Here is a 21,009-nt window from a genome sequence, read left to right on the forward strand (position 1 = left end):
GTCTTGAACGATGAATAGTGCCAAAGTGCATGTGTGCGGACATGCTGCACTTTGGCATTATCATTGTCTTCCAAGGGAGGGACTAATGATGGCGCAATCCGCATACGAGGGAGGAATCCCGTCGGCAAAAACAAAGAACAAAAAATCATACAAGCTCGGACACGATTTCCGAACCCAATTCGAGCTCAAGACGATGCTTTGGCCTGCAATTATTCTTGTCACCATATTCGACTTTGTACCGATGTACGGGCTGTTGATGGCATTCAAAGCCTACGATCCCATCACTGGAATCAAAGGTATTTTTACGAGCCAATGGAACAACTTCGAGAACTTTATGACGATTTTCCGGCACTTTGAGTTTTGGCCCATGGTGAAAAATACGCTTGGAATCAATCTATTGGGGTCGCTGATCGGGATCCCGGCAACCCTGATCTTCGCCCTGCTGTTAAACGAGATCACGAGTCGAAGGTTTAAATCATTTATTCAGACCGTAACCTACTTGCCGCATTTCCTGTCTTGGGTTATTTTCGGAGGATTGTTTATTACGCTGCTCAATCCGGATGGCGGCGTCGTGAATTATTTGCTCTTGAAGCTGGGCCTGATCGATGAGCCCATTCTATTTTTGGGGGAACCCCAATATTTCTGGGGCATCGCCATCGGGACCAATTTGTTGAAAGAATTAGGCTGGGGCGCCATCTTGTATTTGGCTGCCATCGCCGGCATCGACCAGTCTTTATATGAGGCTGCCGCCATTGACGGCGCGGGCCGGTTCAAACGGATGTGGCACGTCACGCTGCCCGGCATTCTACCTACCTTGATGATTCTGGTCATTTTTGCCGTTAGCGGCATGCTGAACAATAATTTTACGCAGATTTACGTCCTGCAAAACCCATTGAACTTGCCGACCAGCCAAGTTATAGATACGTACGTATATCGAACGGGGCTTCAACAGTTCCAGTTCGCTTCCGCCACGGCGATCGGTTTGATGAAATCGGTGTTTGCGTTGTTTCTGTTGCTTGGAGCCAACTATCTATCCAAGAAACTGACAAAATCAGGTTTGTTCTAGCAAAGCGAATAAAATATAGGAGGCGTCCGGTATGGTCGGAGGCAGGAGCTGGGGAGACCGCATTTTTACTGTATCGAATGTCACCATCATGATCATTGTTATGCTCTTGACATTGTATCCGTTTTGGTTTTCTATCGTTAACTCATTGAATACAGGCAGTGATCTGGTGCGCGGTCCCATATTTGCATGGCCAAGGGAATTTACATGGGCGAGCTGGCAGACGGTTATGGCGGACCCGGGGATGCTTCAGGCGGCATGGATCAGCGCGTCGCGGACTGTGATTGTAACGGTTGTTTCTATTATGTATACTGCCATGTTTACGTACGCCTTTTCCCGTTCTTATTTGAAAGGGAAAATGATATATGCGGGAATAGGCTTTGCGAGCATGTATTTTAGCGGCGGGCTCATTCCTTCCTTTATGTTGATGAACTGGCTTGGGCTATATGATACGTACTGGGTTTACATCATCCCGGGACTTTTCGCCGGATTTTGGAACGTCATTATTTTCAATGCGAATTTCAAGGCGATTCCGGACGCTCTGTTTGAATCGGCGAAGATGGATGGAGCGAATGAGTACACCATATTCTTCCGCATTGTCGTCCCGTTATCGAAGCCGGTTTTGGCCGCTCTTTCGGTTTTCATGGCTGTCGGCGTATGGAACGATTACGGAGCGACGCTGTATTTCACCCAATCCGCTGAATTGCAGACGCTGCAGTATTTGATCTTAAAGCTGATTCAATCGACGGATGCGGTGAACCAGATGGCTAGCATCGCAGGTTCCACCAATCCCGCTGTCGCAGATCTTTTCTCCAGGGCTCAAGGTGAGGGAGCCGTTACAGCTAAAACTCTTCAATTGGCGGCGATGGTCATCTCGTCGATTCCGATGATTGTGATGTACCCGTTTGCGCAAAAGTTTTTTATTAAAGGCGTGCTGCTCGGTTCTGTGAAAGGTTAACGAGACCACTTTATTTAACGGGAAGGGAAAACATTGACGTCCATGCAAAATCGTTTGATTACGTACCCTGCTCCCGAAGGAGCGAAAGGAAATTCAGATTTTACGGTTCGGGTCCGGCAGGGACAAGGCGAATGGCAGCAGTTGTTCAGCTACAACGTGAGGGTGGATATGCACGATGTGCGGAACGCCTCCATGGTCTATTTCGATTGCTCCGGCGCGGTTGAAGTCGAAGTGATCATGAATGATGGGGAGATCAAGGAGGCGGCGATTCGCCCTTTGTCCGCGAACATTGATTGTGTATTCAGCGGCAACCGGCTGACGTTCACGATGGATGGCCCGCGAAAAATATCGGTCGAAGTGAACGGCGACCGGTTTCATAACCTGCACATTTTTGCAAACCCGTTGGAGGACAACGTGCCGGATCCTTCCGATCCCGGCGTCGTCGTTGTCCGTCCGGGGACTCACCGCACGGAAGATCTGCTTCGGCAAACTTCGCTGAAAAAATCGGTCATTTATTTCGAGCCCGGCATGCATGTACTGGAGCATCCGCAATTGCGCATCCCTTCGGGCATGACGGTATATATTGCCGGCGGCGCCGTCATTGCCGGTGCACTGGTGTGCGACCGCGTTCACGATGTGACGATTCGGGGGCGCGGACTGCTCTATATGTCCGATTTCGAAAAGACGACGTACTATCGCGGCGTGGAGATCGCATTTTCAAAGAATATTTCGGTTGAAGGAATCATTACGGTCGATCCGCCCCATTATACGATCTTGATCGGGCAATCCGAGAATATTTCCATCCGCAATATCAAGACGTTCAGTACCCGCGGATGGTCGGACGGCATCGACATGATGTCCGGAACCGATGTGGACATCGACGATGTGTTTTTGCGGACGTCCGACGACTGCATCGCCGTTTACGGAAGCAGGGGGGACTTTTTCGGAGACAGCCGGAACATGACGGTTCGCAATTCGGTGCTTTGGGCTGATGTCGCCCATCCCGTTATGATCGGCGTGCACGGGGATCATGCGCATGACGGCGATACGATCGAGAACGTCGTGCTCGACAACATCGATATTCTGGAACATCATGAACCGCAGGATGGATATTGGGGCTGCATGGCCATTAACGCAGGGGACAAGAATACCGTTCGGAACGTCACGTTCGGAAACATCCGGGTGGAGCAATTCGAATTGGGGCGTCTGATCGATATCCGCGTGTTCCACAATCCGAAGTATAATCCGAGCCCCGGGTCCCGAGTGGAGAACATCCTCTTTGAAAATATCGCGTTCGACGGAACGTGCGATAATCCGTGCGTCATCAAGGGCTTTGACGAGTCTCGAGTTGTGGACGGCGTGACGTTTCGGAAATTGCGGATCAACGGCAAGCACATATTGAGTCCGGAATCCGGTAATTTTATGATCGGCGAACATGCGCATCGCGTTGAGTTTAATTAGCAGCACCGTGGATTGGGGCAGGGGAAGATTCGCCGGAGAACGGATAACCCTGCTCCAACATTCCGCATCGTTTGCTAATGTAACCTGTGATTCGTTTTTAGGAGGTGATGTTTATGTAGTATCAGACAGTGCGTAAGCTCCTGCTAAAGAAGTTCTTCATCATTAGGGAGGGATTCCGGAACAAATCTTCGTTAAATTGGAAGCGTTTTATGGATTCCAATATTTAACACCGATCGCAGATGTCATCGAAGATCATTACTATGAGTGGGGGAGTACAAATGAAGTTCGCGAAATGGCCGCATAGTGGAAGGACATCCAGACGCATTTGGGCCATTGTTCTTTCCATTAGCATGATTTCAACAATTCTGCCTCTATCAATGGGAGTATTAGCGGCAGAAACATCGGCAGAATCGATTTTTACGGATTATCAACCGACGATTAGCGAGGTTGTCGACGAGAGCGGTTTCAAACATCCCGGCGTCGGTTTGACCAAGGATATTCTTGAAAATGTAAGGACACAGGTTCGGGCGCAAAAAGAACCTTGGAATACATATTTTAATCACATGCTGTATTCTCCAACCGCCGCTAAGTCCATCAGTATCAGCAACCAGAGCCGCACCGATCCAACGAAGCCGGCCAGTGACGCTTTTAACAGCCAGGGCTTTAACGCAAGATTTAGAGATGACGGATTGAAGGCGTATACTCAGGCCCTTATGTATGTGATTACCGGTGATGAGGTGTATCGGGCAAATGCCATACGAATTATCCGCATTTGGTCCCAGATGGACCCCGCGAAGTACGCGTATTTTACCGATGCGCATATTCACACGGGAATCCCTCTTTACCGTATGGTTACCGCTGCGGAAATCTTGAGGTATACAAGCACTCAGACGCCGGAACTGGAATGGACGGCTCAAGATACGGCCGCTTTCACGAATAATCTGATCATTCCGGTCACCGAAACCTTCAATTATACGAATAGCCGCTTTATGAACCAGCATCTGTATCCGTTGATCGGATCGATATCGGGGTATATCTTTACCGGCAACAGAGACAGATATAATGAGGGAGTCGAGTGGTTTACCGTTAACAAGACGGCTGTAGATCAGGGGCAAAATGGCGCTATCAAGGCACTGTTCAGACTGGTGGATACCAACATATTGACAGGGGAGGAGGTAGATCCCCCGGTAGTTCAGCATGTCGAAATGGGCCGGGACCAAGCGCATGGCGCCGGTGACATAACCAACGCGGAGATTTTATCGCGGTTATTGCTTTCCCAAGGAACCAAAGTAGATCCGGTAGAGGGCACGGTTTCCACCGCGCCGAATGCCGTAGGCCCTTATGATTTTCTGGATAACCGTATCTTGAAAGCGGCCGACTTTTTTGCCCGCTTCATGATCGGCTATGATACGCCATGGATACCTGTCGCGGCGCATACGGACGCAGATGGAAATCCGACCATCATTTACAAGGAACTATCAGAGCAATATAGAGGAAGAATTGGCGGCAACGTGTATGACCTGTACTATTACTATAAGTATGAGGCAGGGGTAAACATGGAGGCGGAGGCTCCGTACTTTACCGAGATGTTTGCCAAGAGACACTACTCTTGGTGGGAATCGCCGGATGCAGGAGGGGAGTATTGGCTTTATATCCCTAAAGAAGCCGAGGCCGAGGGTGCGAAAAATCTTCCGAAAGTTGCAAAGGATCCGAGTCTGAGAGAAATGGAAGATCGATACACCAAGATTGACGGTAATTCTGCGACAATGCAGGAGGGAGATATTTCATTCGTCAGGATGACGGCAACGGAGGAGGGAAGTAAAGTTGCCCTTGTTGCTTCGGGCGGCGGCGAGAAAACGATCGGGTTCAAGATTCGGACCAACGGCGCAGCCAAACTGGAAATGAGCTACAGTATTAACGATACGTTGACGCTGCCGGATACGAAGGGGCAGTGGCGATATGCGACCTATACGATGAGTGATATCCAGGGCTTTGGCAATCTCGCTTATTTCACGGTAAAAGGAGCCGGCACTACGGTCGACATTGACCACATCAATGTAAGCGCAGGAACACAGCTGACGCCGCCGGTGTTTCATGCAGGGAATGCAGCTTTACATTTGTTTGGCTATGTGGGCTCTGAGGCAGCGATCAACTTCGATTTTTCGGCGGTAGACGCGAGTGCGACTGATGTCCTTACCTATCAGATCGACAATAAACCCGAGGGTGCTGTGTTCAATGAGAGCACCGGCGCATTTGCCTGGAAGCCGACGCAAGCCGGGACCTACTCCTTTGTAGTTTCGGCGTCGGACGGAACCGCGGTTACAGCGAAGGAAGTTACGGTTGTAGTTACGAATGACCGGCAATCCGCGGTAGCCGCAACAATTGCTCCATATAATCCGGATACAAGTTATATTTCGTCGACTCTTGATTACTATAATATCGTGTATAACGATGCAATGAACCAAATCTCAAGCGCATCCGATGAAGTTTTCTATCAGCTGTTGGTTGACTTGAACAGTGCGGTTAAGAGTCTTAAAGAACTGACCCCGTTGTTAAAAGACGGAAGCATAGATTATCGGGGGATGTTTGCCAGTTCGACCTTTGGAACTCAATACATCAACCTTCTTGATAATTATGCAGGCAGCTTTGCAGGATATTATTTGGCTCAAAATTTGAGTTATATCATGGATTTTGGTCCTGACTTTAAAGTTTCGGCCAATGCCTTTGGGCTTCAGGTAAGAGCCAGCTTCCCGGAACGGATCGGCGGTACTTCCGTTTTCGGATCCAACGATCGAGTAAATTGGACACGGTTGACACCCGGCCTGACAACGGTTACGGAAGACATGCAAAGACTCGAGGTGCAAGACACTCTCAAAAATGAGCAATTCCGCTTCCTGAAAATTCAAATGATTGAGCCGGCGATCGAACTGTTTCCAGGCTCTCCACTGATAGAATTGTCTGAATTCAGAATCTTCGGTGAGCGTCATGAGACGGCAACCCAAATTCCGGGCACTATTGCCGAAGCACTGGCAGAAGCGGAGAAGCTGCCTGCCGAAGATTATACGAAACAAAGCTATTACTTGTTCCAGAATGAATTGGAATATGTGAAGAACGCCGTCGGCAATACCGATTATACCGAGCAAGAGCTGATTAACGAGATGTATGATGCCCGTAATTTGTTGGTACCGTACACGACGTCGCTCTATTCATTCGAAGGAAACGCAAGCAATACGTTCGGGTTTTCTTCGTCTAACGACGGAACCGTGTTCGGAACCACAGCTTACGCAGCAGGAAAGGTCGGGCAAGCGATCGGCTTAAACGGCACGGACAGCTACGTTATGCTGCCGGCGACGCATCCTATGTCTGCTTACGACGAGATCACCGTTACAAGTTGGGTGTATTGGAATGGAAGCAGCCAGTGGCAGCGGATCTTCGACTTTGGCAACAACAGGGAGCAATATATGTTCCTTACGCCGAGATCGGGCAATAATAAGCTGTCTTTTGTGATCAGGAACGGAAGCAGCGAAAAAGCTGTAGAAACTGCGCAATTGCCGGCCAATCAATGGGTGCATGCGGCGGTGACGCTGGGCAATGAAACGGCAAAGCTGTATGTGAACGGCGCGCTGAGGGCAACGACGAGCGGTGTAACGGTCAAACCGAGTGATTTCCAGCCCGGCGTGAACTACATCGGCAAAAGCCAGTGGCCTGATCCGCTGTTTAAAGGCATGATCGACGAATTCCGCGTCTACAATCGCGCCTTAAGCGATACCGAGATTCAAGACGTGTATAGCCAGACAGGATATGGATCTGACAAGAGCTTGCTCACGTTCTTGCTGGATCAAGCTGTCGAAGCAGGAAATGACGGCATCTATACGGATGACAGCGTGCAAACCTTGCAGCAGGCTATCCCTGAGGCGGAAGCTGTCGCCTCCGACACCGGCGCAAGCCAGGCTCAAGTAGACGCCGCGGCCGACAGCTTGCGGGCGCGATACGAAGGTCTGGTCTATCTGCCGGGCGTTCCGGCGATCGCTCCTGTCATGGACAAAACCGTAATAGCGGGCAATCAGGTCGTCTTCAAGCTTCATCAATTGAATTCCGTTGAAGGCACCGTATTCAGTGTCAGCGGGCTGCCGCAAGGAGCGGTTTTCGATGCGGATAAGCGGACCGTCGTATGGACGCCGGACAAAACGCAGGGAGGCGTCTATACCGTCACCTTAACCGCTGCAGCGGACGGAGGGGCCACTTCCCGTACCGTCAAGCTCACCGTCAAAGGTCAACCGGTCATCGCACCGAATGAAACTGTGGAGCTTGCGTCAAAACAAGCGTTTACGTATCAGGTGAAAGCAACGGATCCGACGGGGGCGACGCTGACTTACAGCGCAGCCAAGCTGCCTTCGGGCGCGGCGCTCGATCCGGTCACGGGCGTCTTCACATGGACTCCGGATCATGCGAATTACGGCGACAACTATGTCACCTTTATCGTGAGCAACGGCTTGTTTAAGATCAGCCAAACGGTTGATTTTAGGGTCAATCTGGGCATTTTGAAGCCGGACGGCTATACCAAGGGCAGCTACTACCTGTATCAGAAGGAATTCGAGCGGATCCAAGCCGCGCTCGATTTGCCGGATGCCGATAAAACGGCGCTTGTCGCGCAGCTCGCTCAAGCCGAAGCGGCGCTGGTGTCAACAAGCACGCTTCCTGCCGAAAAAATCGCTGTAACGCAGTCGATGGTTACCGCCTCCCACAGGTCATGGGATAAAAGATACACCGCCGCGCAGAACGGGTGGTTTGCGTTCGACGGCAATACGGGCACCTTTACCGATAACGAATTCAATCCCGGTTGGATTCTTATAGATCTGGGAGAGGGCAACGAACAAGCGATCGGCAGCTTCAAGCTGTATCCGAGAACGAATTATCAAGCCAGGATGAACGGAGCGGTTATTCAGGGCTCGAATGACGGAACGAACTTCGTCGATCTGTATACCGTGAGCGGCATTACCGATAACGGATGGTATTCGTTCCCGGTCGGAGACCCGGCGGCTTACCGTTATATTCGCTTGTATTCCGCAAGCGGTAACGGCAACGCCGCAGAGCTCGAGTTCTATAAGAAGCCTATCGACAAGACCTTGGTCACGGTATTGCTGGATGAAGCCGCTGCGATCGACACCGAGCTCTACAAAGAGGAGACCGTACAAGCGCTTCAGGTGGAAGTATCGAACGCTCAATCGGTGGTTAACAAGGCAGATGCAACGCAAGAACAGCTCGACGCGGCGGCTGCAAGTCTGCTTGAGGCGCTCGTAGGGCTGCAGTGGAAGGACATCGCTGCATCGCTCGATCCTGCGTCGCCGAACGGCAAGAACGGATGGTATACGTCTCCGGTCACGGTAACGCTGTCTCCTGCGAAAATCGCTGAATACAGTCTGGACGGCGGAGTCACCTGGGCAGTTTACAATGAGCCTGTGATCTTGATTCAAGATGGAACGCATCAGGTTCAATATCGCCGTTCCGTCGATCCTGGTGAGACGGGTTCGCTCGAGATTAAGATCGATCTGACGGCTCCTCAAGTAACGGTCACTGGGGACACATACTACACGATCGATCAAGACATCTTGATTTCCTGCAGCGCAACAGACACTGTGTCGGGTGTAACTTACTCGCCTTGCGAAGTACCGCTGCTTCAAACCAAGGCATATACGCTGGAGTCCGGCGAGCATACGGTTACGGCTGTTGCGGAAGACGCGGCGGGCCATCAAACGACGGTTACCCATACGTTTACGGTATCGGTCACGTTTGACAGCTTGAAGACGGTGACGAACGCATTCCTGCAGGAAACGAATTACAATGCGTGGGATACCGTCGCGAAGTCGCTGAATCAAAAGCTCGACCAGGCGAAAGCAGCAGCCGCCAACGGCAAAATAGACGCGGCGAAAAGCATGATGGCCGACTACATCAAACAGGTGAAGGATCAAACCGGAAAGTTCTTCACGCTTGAACAGGCGGACATTCTGATCCGTTGGGCGCAAATTGTGATATGACCATAATATAACAGCATGAGTGAAGGCCGGCGAAGTCATCGACTAGCCGGCCTTCACTTATTATGTTTCACTTAAGCTTGCCCGTTGAATCCCTAAAGATTGGTTCAGTCCTCACATGAGTGATTTGATAAGGCTTCAACGGATTTTTTAATCTTGATAACAACATTTCTGCGGCGATTACTCCCATTTCATTTTTAAATATACGGGCAGTAGTCAGTTGCGGATCTACAATGCTTGATTCGGGAGAGTCATCGAATCCGCAGACGACAATATCGTCCGGTATTTTAACGTTTTTGTTCTTAAGAACTCTCATAACACTTATTGCGATAAAGTCATTTGCGCAAATAAACGCGGTGGGCAAACGCTTCATGCGGTCCAACTGCTTCTCCATCCATCCGTCCTCAGAAAAGAAGAGCCGGTCTTCTTCCACAATACAATAAGACAAGTCAGGCTGGAGCTTGGAATCAAACAATGCTTTATTGAAGCCGACCCATCTCTCATTAAAGCTTTTGCAATGGATATAATCCCCGACAAAGCCGATCTCGGTATGCCCGTTATCTATCAGCTTCTTGGTTATCGAATATACGCTATGTTCATTTTCCATTAAGATCAGATCCGCTTTCAGGTCGGAATAAAAAATATCCGCTGCGGAATCAATAAAGATCGCAGGAATCCCCAGGGTACTGACCATTTCGCTGTACTTCTTGTCAAACATCTCTATGCAAATGATTCCGTCGACTTTCGCAGATTCAAAATTATTCGGAAGCGCCAATGAATTCATTTCGGTTTCCCGAACAATATGAATTGATAAATTGTAACCTTCGGAGCTGATTTTTTCCTCGAGGCCGCTTAGCAATAAAGAACCGAAATGGGAGCTGTTCGGAAGGTTGCAGGTTAAAAGCGCAATGTTGCCTGGCGTTTTATTTATTATGCTTTCCGTATCCACAAAAGCAAACTGTTTATATTTTAACTCGATCGCTTTCTTAATAACTTTATTTCGCGTTTCAACGGGAATGCTCGGGTTGCCGTTTAAAGCCTTGGACGCCGTATTTCTGGATATGCCTAATGAATCCGCGATATGTTGTATCGTAATTTTCTCTTTGGTCATTCAAGGTTCCACCTTTGCCGTTTAACAAGGTTAGCTGAGAGATTGATAAGTTAAATGTATAATAGTTTGCTTGAAATATCAACAAAAATGTTACAAATGTACAATTGATAAGTTGTATTTGTTGAATTTTAATGCAGACATAATTAAGTTTGCAAACGTTAATAGTTATTTTTCTTTTTTGTGATGATAGAAACAAGCTGCTTTTAATGGAATTTCGATAATTTAACACAAAATAATAATTAAAATGGCGAATATTTGTGCAAATGAACAATTAATGATGAACTACTGCGCAATTAAAAATTACAAATGGTAATATAATATTTACAAATGTATTGACTGTTGGCAATGATTTTTGGTAAATTCTAAAGGCGGAAGCAAAATGAAAGCCCTTTCTAATTGTCCATTTGTTTATTTATGCATTTACATAATCGGATTGGGGGTATATGGCTTGCAAAGATCATTGGGGATCGATGAAAAAAATGCGGAGGTGAGAAGTCAAAACAATTTAATGCGGAATTTTCATTACATCGCGAAAAACTATTTTCTTTATTTGCTGATAGCGCCGGCCTTAATACTTACGATCGTGTTTAAATATGTGCCCATGTATGGAGCGGTCATTGCTTTTAAAGACTTCAGCCCGAGGAAGGGTATTTTGGGCAGTGATTGGGTGGGATTCGAACATTTCGAAAAGTTTCTGGCATCGCCCAACTTTGAAGTCATCTTCATGAATACGTTCAAACTCAGTTTGTACGGTTTATTGATCGGTTTTCCGGTGCCCATCATATTGGCGTTAATGCTGAATCAAGTGCGGAGAGCCGCAATTAAGAAAAATATACAGCTGATCCTGTATGCGCCGAATTTTATATCCGTCGTGGTTGTTGTAGGCATGATATTCATTTTCTTGTCGCCGACCGGACCAGTCAACAGTATCATCACCTTCATTACGGGCAAGCCTGAAATGTTTATGTCCGATCCGGATTACTTCCGTTCCATCTATATCATATCCGGAATATGGCAAGGTGCAGGTTGGGCGTCGATTATATTCGTAGCCGCGTTGGCAAGCGTCGACCCCGAGCTGCATAACGCCGCAACCATTGACGGCGCCAATCTTCTGCAGAGAATCAGGCATATCGAATTGCCGGCAATCAAACCGGTAATGGCGATCGTGTTTATTTTGGCGGCAGGCGGCATAATGGCGGTCGGGTTCGAGAAAGCATACTTGATGCAAACCGCAATGAACCTGCCGACTTCCGAAATTATTCCGACCTATGTATATAAGCAAGGTTTGCAAGCCGGCGACTATGCTTATTCCTCGGCTGTCGGTCTGTTCAATTCCGTTATCAACGTGATCTTGCTTATCATCGTGAATTTCATCGTGAAGAAATTAAACGAAGGGGAAGGCCTGTATTAAGGGGAGGGTTGTCTTATGAACATCAATAACTCGCGTTCGGATCGGATCTTGTTGGCGCTTAACAAATTCTTTTTGCTTATAACCGTTTTAATTGTGCTTATTCCCCTGATTTATGTTGTAGTGGCATCATTTATGGATCCGACCGCGCTATTAAACAAAGGGATTTCCTTTCAGGCATCCGATTGGACGATTGAAGGTTACAAGCTGATATTATCCAATGAGTCGATGGCCCGAGGGTTTTTCAATGCCGTGTACTACTCTGTAGCATTTGCCGTTATAACGGTTGCCGTTTCCATTTTTGCAGCTTATCCGTTATCCGTCGACAATTTCGTCGGAAAAAACACGTTCATGTCGCTGTTCATCATAACCATGTTTTTTAGCGGAGGATTAATTCCAACTTACTTGGTCGTGAAAGACTTGGGAATGTTAAACACCGTTTGGGCGATTTTATTGCCTGCTGCCGTTAATGTATGGAACATCATTTTGGCGAGAACCTTTTTTAAAGGAATACCGAAAGAACTAAAGGAAGCGGCCAACGTTGACGGCGCTTCGGAATTGCTTATTTTCTTCAAGATTGTGTTACCGCTTTCGAAACCGATCATATTCGTTCTGGCATTGTACGCTTTCGTCGGTCAATGGAACTCCTTTTTCGACGCCATGATTTATTTGGATGACGCCAAGCTACATCCGCTGCAATTGGTCTTAAGATCCATACTGATACAAAATCAGACGATGCCGGGCATGATCAATGACCAGTTGGCGATGGCCGAACTGAAGCGGCTTTCCGAAATGATCAAATATGCATCCATTGTCATTTCCAGTCTTCCATTAATTTTGATGTACCCGTTCTTCCAGAAGTATTTCGAAAAAGGTGTCCTGGTCGGTTCATTAAAATAATGGACTGCTTCTGCACATAAATTCATTCGCAATTATACAAAAAAATGGAGGTCATCGTATGAAACGGTTTAAAAAGGCATCAATCGCGATAATTGCGGCAATGGTCATCATTTCCGGCTGCAGCGGCAGCGATGATTCGAATGTAAACGATGCTGAAGGCTCGAATGACGGTTCATCGTCGAACGGAAAAGTCACTTTGCATTTTATGACCCAAAGCTCGCCTCTTGCTCCTGCAGATCCGAATGAAAAGCTGATTTTTAAACGCTTGGAGGAAAAAACCGGCATTCACATCGATTGGCAGAACTATACGTGGGATCAATTTGCGGAAAAAAGAAATTTGGCGATCGCCAGCGGCGAACTTCCCGATGCGATCTTCGATGCGGCCCTTAGCGATTATGATTTATTGAAATTGGCCAAAGAAGGCACGATCATTCCTGTAGAAGACTTGATTGAGCAGCATATGCCCAATTTCAAACAAGTGCTGGAACAAGCGCCGGAATACAGAGCGATGATTACCGCTCCGGACGGTCATATCTATTCTTTCCCTTGGATTGAGGAGTTAGGTTCCGGGAAAGAAAGCATCCATTCCGTAGACGATTTTCCGTGGATCAACGTAGAGTGGCTGGACAAATTAGGTTTGAAGATGCCGACGACGACTGAAGAATTGAAGCAGGTCTTGATTGCATTTAAAACGCAAGACCCGAACGGAAACGGGAAAGCGGATGAAATTCCGATGTCGTTCATCAGCAACAGCGGCGGAGAAGATGTTAAATTTTTGTTCGGCTCATTCGGTTTAGGAGATAACTGGGATCATACCATTGTCACCAACGAGGGGAAAGTCGTATTCGCACCGGCAGATAACGGGTACAAGGAAGGCGTAAAATATCTTCATGATCTATTCAAGGAAGGCTTAATTGATATCGAGGCCTTCGAGCAAGATTGGAACACCTACCTTGCCAAAGGCAAAGAAAATCGTTACGGCTTGTACTTTACGTGGGATAAAGCAAACGTCACAGGCATGAATGATACGTATGATCTGATGCCGGCGCTGGAAGGGCCCGACGGTCATAAGAACGTTGCCAGAACGAACGGAATGGGCTTCGATCGTGGAAGGATGGTTATCACGGAAGCAAACGAAAAACTGGAAACCACTGCAAAATGGATAGATTCGCTGTATGAGCCCCTTCAATCCGTACAAAACAACTGGGGTACGTATGGGGATGAAAAACAACAAAACATCTTCGAATTGGATGAAGCGAACAACATGTTGAAGCATTTGCCGTTAGACGGAACGCCTCCATGGGAGTTGAGACAAAAAACGTTCGTCGGCGGGCCGTTGGCGATTTTGGACGAATATTACGGTACGGTTACGACCAAGCCGGACGATGCCGCGTGGAGATTGGATCTCATGAAGAAGTGATGGTCCCTGACATCAAGGCGGAAAATATTTATCCTAGAGTATTCTTTTCCATAGAAGAACTTGATAGATTGTCAGCAATTGAAGCCGATATTAATCCTTATGTTCTGAGAAAACGGTCTGAGTGGATTCAAAACGGAAAAGTGGAGGAAGAATGGGCCGGCTTCTTGAAAGAGTTGGACCGTCTCGGCTTGCAAGAATGGCTGAAAATTAAACAAGACGGTTATGACAGAAACGTAAAAAAATAGATTATCAGGAGAAACGGGAGAAACGTATGGTTACAATTATTAATAAAGAAAAGTACCGTCCTCATTATCATTTCTCGCCAAAAGATAACTGGATGAACGACCCGAACGGGATGGTGTTTTTTAACGGGGAATACCATTTGTTCTATCAATATCATCCTTATGGAACGACGTGGGGACCTATGCATTGGGGGCATGCCGTCAGCACCGATCTGGTCGAATGGGAGCATTATCCGATTGCATTGGCGCCGGATGAGCACGGCGTGATTTTTTCCGGCAGTGCAGTTGTCGACTGGAAGGACAGCTCCGGTTTTTTTGTCGGCAAACCCGGACTTGTGGCGATTTTTACGCATCATTGTCATCCCGCCGGCAGCCGCGCGCACCAGCGACAGAGTCTTGCCTACAGCTTGGATTCAGGAAGAAGCTGGATCAAATATGAAGGAAATCCTGTCCTTGAGAATGAGAGGTTTGTAGATTTCCGGGATCCCAAAGTGTTCTGGCATAAGCCGACGGAACAGTGGGTTATGATTTTGGCATCGGGACAGACCGTTTGCATTTATAATTCTCCCAATTTGAAAGATTGGACGTTTGCCAGTGAATTCGGAGAAGGCATCGGCTCTCACGACGGAGTGTGGGAATGTCCGGATTTGTTCCCTCTGTCCGTTGACGGCGATCCGTCGAAGACGAAGTGGGTCATGTTTGTCAGCATCGGAAGCTCGCCTGAGTTTTCCGAAGGTTCGAGAACGCAATATTTTTTAGGAGATTTCGACGGCAAAACGTTCGTGAACGATGGAGAGGCCGATACAGTGCGCTGGCTGGATCATGGCAGAGACAATTATGCGGGCGTAAGCTGGTCGGATATTCAGGAAGAAGACGGCCGGCGTATTTATATCGGTTGGATGAGCAATTGGAAATATGCAAACCAGACGCCGACAGAAGGCTGGCGAAGCGCAATGACGCTGCCGAGGGAGCTTTCGCTTGAATCGAGGAACGGGGAAATAACGCTTATTCAACGGCCTGTACGGGAGTTGGAAAAACAAAGAGTCCCTGTCTTCTCCATTAAAGAAATATCAATGGAAGAAGCACGAGCCCGGTTATCCGAATTACGATTGAATAGTTACGAGATTGTCGCCGAGTTGGAAACGGGAACAGCGGAAGCTTTCGGCTTCAAAGTGCGCGCTTCGGCCGATCAGGAAACCGTCATCGGTTACCTTTCGCAGAGTTCCGAGCTGTTTGTTGACCGGACAAGGTCCGGTCAAACCGATTTTCATGAGGATTTCGCTGGCAGGCATGGTGTGAAGCTTGAGCCCGTAAACGGCCGAATCCAACTTCGTGCGTATGTGGACTGCTCATCCGTTGAGGTTTTTGCCGGCGACGGGCAGGCGGTTATTACAGATTTGATATTCCCGGAACCCGATGCAAAGGGAGTAGAAGTTTACGCTGCCGGAGGAAGTATTAATCTCCATTCGCTTGAAATATATACTTTGCGTCCGATTAAAGGAGAGGTAGCAGTATGAAGCTTGGTTTTATCGGTTGCGGAGTAATATCGACAGCACATTTGGAAGGATTGGAACAATTAAAAAAGGATGGAAAGCAAACGTTCGATTTAACCGCTGTTTGCGATCTCAGACTCGATCGGGCCGACGCGTTCGCAGTGGAAGCGGAAAAGCGGCTCGGAAGCCGGCCCGAAGTGTACACGGATTATCGCCGAATGTTGGAACATGGCGGGCTGGATGCGGTCTCTGTCTTGCTGGATCATGATTTGCATCATATGGTCGCGGAGGATTGTTTTGCGGCGGGAGTTCACGTGCAAATGCAAAAACCGCTCGCTATTTCGCCTTCTTTTGGACGTAAGATGCTCTCGGATGCGGAAAAGTACGGCAAGGTCATGACCTTATCCGAACCTAGCGTATTGGGGGCGGATAATGTAGCGATGGCAAGGGCGGTGAGAGACGGGATCATTGGTTCTGTATACATGATTATGGATTACGCGACAGTAACGCTCCGCCGCAAATTTTTTGCCGGAACCGCTTGGCGCCACATGAAGGGAAGAGCGGGAGCGGGTTGGATCAACGATCACGGCGTCCATCGAACTCATTTTTTCACTGAAGTCAACGGTCCTATTAAAGAAGTTTTCGCTTATACGGAAATTTTCGAGAAGCAGTTGAGCGACGGAGAAACGACGATTCGTCCGACAGGAGAAGATACTTCGGTAACCGTTTTCCGCTTTGCGAACGGCGGGCTGGGACATTGGATGTGCAGTACTGCCGCGCATGGGGAAGGAACCGGCGGTGTATGGATTTACGGCAGCAAAGGCTGCTTTCGTCCGGGCCGGTATGCGGCGCTTGAGGACGGAAAAATCATTCCCATATCCGAAATCATTGAACGTTATGCGCCCGATGTGGTACGAAATCCGGCGATCGCGGAGCGGAAGGAGCCGATCTCCAGCGCGGAACGGGGACTTGAGGCGCTGGGCGTCGTTTTTGCCGCTCTGGAGTCCGCAACGATCGGCCAACCGGTTCGTGTCCAAGATATCATCTTCGGAAAAAGGCACGCATACGAAGACACGGTGATCGAGGAAATGAAATCTTTCAAAAGGTAGCAATTCAATTCTCAAACAAGAAAACGGAGAACGCTCGTTTGCGGACTCCGTTTTTTAATTTTTTCTGGAAAACATTATTAAATCAACAATCATCATTTGATTAGTTTCGCGATAAAAACTGCACATAAATAGTGGGCATTGTGAAAGCGCTGTCACGATGATACAGTTTCGATACGAACAACAATAGAGAGGGGCGGCACGGCAGCATGATCAAAAATACGGCCTATATGAAAACAGAAGCCGGCAACGGGACATCCCGCCTTCACAATTATACGGCTATGCTGCGCAAAGATTTTCGAAAAAATAAAATCTTGTACTTATTTGCGCTGTCGGGGATTGCCTACTATGCGATCTTCAAATACATCCCCATGTACGGTGCATTGATCGCATTTACGGATTTTTCCCCGACGAAAGGGATCTTCGGCAGTGCATGGGTCGGCTTCAAGCATTTCGTTGATTTTTTCAACAGCCATTATTTTGTAAGAATATTACGAAACACGCTGATGATCAATGTGTACGAATTGATTTTCGCTTTTCCGGCGCCGATTATTCTTGCGCTTCTGTTGAACGAAATACGCCGCAACGCGTTTAAGAGACTTGTACAGACAGTGACTTATTTGCCGCATTTCGTATCGCTGGTCGTGATCTGCGGGATGATCGTCGATTTTTCATCTAAAGAGGGTTTGCTTAATACGATCATCTCCTGGTTCGGAGGAGAACGCCAAAACCTTCTGTTAAATCCGGATTTATTCCGGACAATCTACATCGGATCCGGTATTTGGCAGGGCGTCGGCTGGGGATCGATTATTTATCTCGCGGCTTTGACGGCGATCGATCCGCAGTTGTACGATGCGGCGACCGTCGACGGGGCCAACCGATGGAAGCAGATGCTGCATGTCACACTGCCCGGAATGATGCCGACCATCGTCATTTTGCTTATTTTACAAATCGGCGGGATGATGAATGTCGGGTTTGAAAAGATCATTCTGCTTTATAACGCCCAGACGTACGAAACAGCGGACGTCATATCCAGCTTCGTTTACCGGCGGGGCATTCTGGAAGCGAACTACAGCTACAGCACGGCAGTCGGTCTGTTTAACGCGGTCATTAATTTCTCGCTTCTGATCGCCGCGAACCGCATCAGCCGCAAGCTGAATGAAACAAGCCTTTGGTAGGGGGAACGCCACATGATCAAACCGTCCGTCGGCGACAAAATTTTCGATGCTTTCAATTATGTATTCCTAACATTCTTACTGGTGATTACGCTGTATCCTTTCCTGTACGTCGTCTTCGCTTCGCTCAGCACGCCAACCGAATTGATTAAGCACTCAGGCATTCTATGGAAGCCCGCGGGCTTTTATCTGGAAGGCTATAAATTAGTTTTGAAGAATCCGATGATCGGCGTCGGCTACAAAAACACACTGTTCTACGTAGTTGTAGGCACAATATTGAACGTGTTCTTCACCGCGTTGTTTGCGTACGTTTTGTCCAGGCGGGATATGTACTGGAAAAAATATATGATGATGATGATCGTGTTCACGATGTTCTTCAGCGGCGGCATCATTCCGGAATATATGCTGGTCAAAAACTTAGGGATGTTGGACACGCGTTGGTCGCTGATCATTCCGGGATTGATCGCGACATGGAACTTGATCATTATGCGAACCTCGTTTCAATCGATTCCCTACGAAATGGAAGAATCGGCCAAAATCGACGGCGCCTCCGATTGGGTCGTATTTTGGAAAATCATATTGCCGTTATCGATTCCGCTGCTTGCGGTAATGGTGCTCTTTTACGGAGTGCAGCACTGGAACGCATGGGCCAACGCCTTAATCTACTTGAGGGATAAGGACTTGTTCCCTCTGCAGCTGGTTCTAAGAGAAATATTAATTCAAAACAACACAAGCGATATTACGAACCTGGCGACGGACAGCGATCCTTTCTTGGGAGAGGTTGTGAAGCATGCGACGATCGTAGTCGCTACCGTGCCGATTCTTATTCTGTATCCGCTCATCCAAAAGCATTTCACCAAGGGCGTCATGATCGGCGCTCTCAAAGGGTGAGACATACTTTTGACGAGATTTGGAAAGGGGGGATTCTCAAAAAATATCAGTTTCATAGATAAAAGATTGCGATAAAATGAATAGGGAGGTTCTCAACAGATGAAAAATAGAACAATAGTCGGCATCGCTCTGACTATTCCGTTGGCTTTAGGCACGATTTTTGGCTGCAGCAGCTCCGGCGCCGGCGAGTCCGGCAGCGGTTCCGCGAGCTCCGCCGATTCGAAAGCTTCCGAAAGCGGTAGCTCCGGACCCGTTGAACTGTCTTTCTTCATGAACACGAATATGGAAGCCAAGGCCGTTAAAGGTTTCGAGGAAATCGAAGGATTCAAAGAAATACAGAAACGCACGAACACCAAGATTAATTTCCAGCTGCCGGGGGACGGATCGCAATTCAACATTATGATGGCGTCCGGCACGTATCCTGACATAATGTTTGTACCTAGAAATTATCCCGGCGGCATCGAGAAGCTTGTCCAAGACGGAGTCGCGATTAAATTGAACGACTTGATCGAAGAGCATGCCCCGAACTATAAAAAAATATTGGAAGAGCATCCCGAAATAAAGAAGCAAATTATGATGGACGACGGAACGATCGCGAAGTTTCCTCAGATCGACATTGACATGCATCGTATCGCATACTCAGGTCACATCATTCGGGAGGACTGGTTGAACAAATTAAACCTCCAGCCCCCGAGCACGATAGATGAATGGTATTCGGTATTGAAAGCGTTTAAAGAGAACGATTTGAACGGAAACGGTGCCGCCGATGAAATCCCGCTTGGCGAACGCGGCGATTCCTTGAGCTCGATCAGCTCCTTCGCTCCAAGTTACGGAATATTGGCGAACACGTTTCACATTAATCCGGAAACAGGCAAAGTAACTTACGGACCGTACGAGCCTGCCTTCAAAGATTATGTCACGACGATGAACCGCTGGTATAAAGAAGGATTGATTGACAGCGAATTCGCCGCACTCGACAAGAAGGCATTCGAAGCGAAGTTCGCAAACAATACGATCGGCGCTTATGCCGCCGTGATTTCCGGAATTAACAACTTTAAAGATTTAATGCAGGAACAAATTCCGGACTTCAAGCTGATCGGTCTCAGCCCGCCGGTCGGCCCTGCGGGAAAATCGTACAGCGGGCATACGCAAATGGTGCAAAACGTGCCGCTGGACGGTGCCGTTATCAGTTCGCAAGCGAAGGACCCGGTGGCCGCGATCAAACTGCTGGACTTCATGATCGGCCCGGAAGGCAGCGATTTGCAAAACTGGGGAATAGAAGGCAAGAGCTATGTGGTGGAGAACGGCAAGAAGAAATATACAGACGAAGTGTTCAACCACCCGGACTTCAAACCGTCGGACGCGGTGAAGAAATATGCGCTTCCGACGTCGGGCATGGTGAAAGTGATGAGCTTTGACGCGTGGGCCGCATTCGAGTTGAAATATCCGGAAGCGGCGGAGGCGAACAAACGCTGGTTCGAAGCGGACCGCTCGCTGCTGCTCCCGGCGCTTACGTTCACCGGCGAAGAAAGCCAGACGTTGGGAAGCATCATGAGCGAGGTTGAAACGTACTCGAAAGAAATGTGGGTCAAGTTTATCATGGGGAACGAACCTATCGAAAACTATGAACATTTTAAAGATACGTTGAAGAAGATGAGAATTGAAGAGGCGATTGAAATTTATCAAGCCGCTTACGAACGGTTCCAAAATCGTAAATAACGCGTTCGGGTTGGGCACGGTTGTGTCCGA

At 48.2% G+C, this 21,009-nt stretch carries 12 protein-coding genes and 1 pseudogene; 12 read left to right on the forward strand and 1 reads right to left on the reverse strand.

Annotation, left to right across the window (positions count from 1 at the left end):
- Nucleotides 1–85 precede the first annotated feature (85 nt).
- The 4 genes from JET16_RS10720 (at nucleotide 86) to JET16_RS10735 (ending at nucleotide 9,517) form a co-directional block, all read left to right on the forward strand.
- On the forward strand, nucleotides 86–1,066 hold the full coding sequence (locus JET16_RS10720) for an ABC transporter permease (protein ID WP_233531385.1): 981 nt from the start codon (nucleotides 86–88) through the stop codon (nucleotides 1,064–1,066).
- 31 nt (nucleotides 1,067–1,097) lie between these two features.
- On the forward strand, nucleotides 1,098–2,021 hold the full coding sequence (locus JET16_RS10725) for a carbohydrate ABC transporter permease (protein ID WP_199615844.1): 924 nt from the start codon (nucleotides 1,098–1,100) through the stop codon (nucleotides 2,019–2,021).
- A gap of 42 nt (nucleotides 2,022–2,063) precedes the next feature.
- Nucleotides 2,064–3,482: a glycosyl hydrolase family 28 protein gene (locus JET16_RS10730; RefSeq protein ID WP_199616033.1), complete on the forward strand. Its 1,419-nt coding sequence runs from the start codon at nucleotides 2,064–2,066 to the stop codon at nucleotides 3,480–3,482.
- A gap of 278 nt (nucleotides 3,483–3,760) precedes the next feature.
- A complete protein-coding gene (locus tag JET16_RS10735; protein WP_199615845.1) occupies nucleotides 3,761–9,517 on the forward strand; it encodes a LamG-like jellyroll fold domain-containing protein in 5,757 nt (1,918 codons plus the stop codon).
- 67 nt (nucleotides 9,518–9,584) lie between these two features.
- On the opposite strand, the gene JET16_RS10740 is transcribed toward JET16_RS10735, so the two are convergent.
- Complete coding sequence (locus JET16_RS10740) at nucleotides 9,585–10,625, reverse strand: LacI family DNA-binding transcriptional regulator (protein WP_199615846.1); 1,041 nt, start codon at nucleotides 10,623–10,625, stop codon at nucleotides 9,585–9,587.
- A 508-nt stretch (nucleotides 10,626–11,133) separates the two neighbouring features.
- Between JET16_RS10740 and JET16_RS10745 the strand changes: the two genes are divergently transcribed.
- From JET16_RS10745 to JET16_RS10780, 8 genes and pseudogenes are all read left to right on the forward strand, one after another.
- Nucleotides 11,134–12,036, forward strand: a complete 903-nt coding sequence (locus tag JET16_RS10745) for an ABC transporter permease (protein WP_199616035.1) — start codon at nucleotides 11,134–11,136, stop codon at nucleotides 12,034–12,036.
- 15 nt (nucleotides 12,037–12,051) lie between these two features.
- A complete protein-coding gene (locus tag JET16_RS10750) occupies nucleotides 12,052–12,933 on the forward strand; it encodes a carbohydrate ABC transporter permease (protein WP_199615847.1) in 882 nt (293 codons plus the stop codon).
- Between the two features lie 58 nt (nucleotides 12,934–12,991).
- Nucleotides 12,992–14,598: pseudogene (locus JET16_RS10755) on the forward strand (ABC transporter substrate-binding protein).
- 26 nt (nucleotides 14,599–14,624) lie between these two features.
- Entirely contained in the window at nucleotides 14,625–16,112 is a 1,488-nt protein-coding gene (locus JET16_RS10760) for a glycoside hydrolase family 32 protein (RefSeq protein WP_199615848.1), read from the forward strand.
- Nucleotides 16,109–17,197, forward strand: a complete 1,089-nt coding sequence (locus JET16_RS10765; RefSeq protein WP_199615849.1) for a Gfo/Idh/MocA family protein — start codon at nucleotides 16,109–16,111, stop codon at nucleotides 17,195–17,197. The genes JET16_RS10760 and JET16_RS10765 overlap by 4 nt, the downstream gene beginning before the upstream one ends.
- Nucleotides 17,198–17,475: 278 nt before the next feature.
- Entirely contained in the window at nucleotides 17,476–18,372 is an 897-nt protein-coding gene (locus JET16_RS10770) for an ABC transporter permease (RefSeq protein WP_233531415.1), read from the forward strand.
- A gap of 12 nt (nucleotides 18,373–18,384) precedes the next feature.
- On the forward strand, nucleotides 18,385–19,260 hold the full coding sequence (locus JET16_RS10775) for a carbohydrate ABC transporter permease (RefSeq protein ID WP_199615850.1): 876 nt from the start codon (nucleotides 18,385–18,387) through the stop codon (nucleotides 19,258–19,260).
- A gap of 99 nt (nucleotides 19,261–19,359) precedes the next feature.
- The gene (locus tag JET16_RS10780; RefSeq protein WP_199615851.1) at nucleotides 19,360–20,979 is read left to right on the forward strand and encodes an extracellular solute-binding protein; all 1,620 of its coding nucleotides are present in this window, start codon (nucleotides 19,360–19,362) and stop codon (nucleotides 20,977–20,979) included.
- Nucleotides 20,980–21,009 lie beyond the last annotated feature (30 nt).

Source organism: Paenibacillus alkalitolerans (assembly GCF_016482785.1).
Classification (GTDB): domain Bacteria; phylum Bacillota; class Bacilli; order Paenibacillales; family YIM-B00363; genus Paenibacillus_AE; species Paenibacillus_AE alkalitolerans.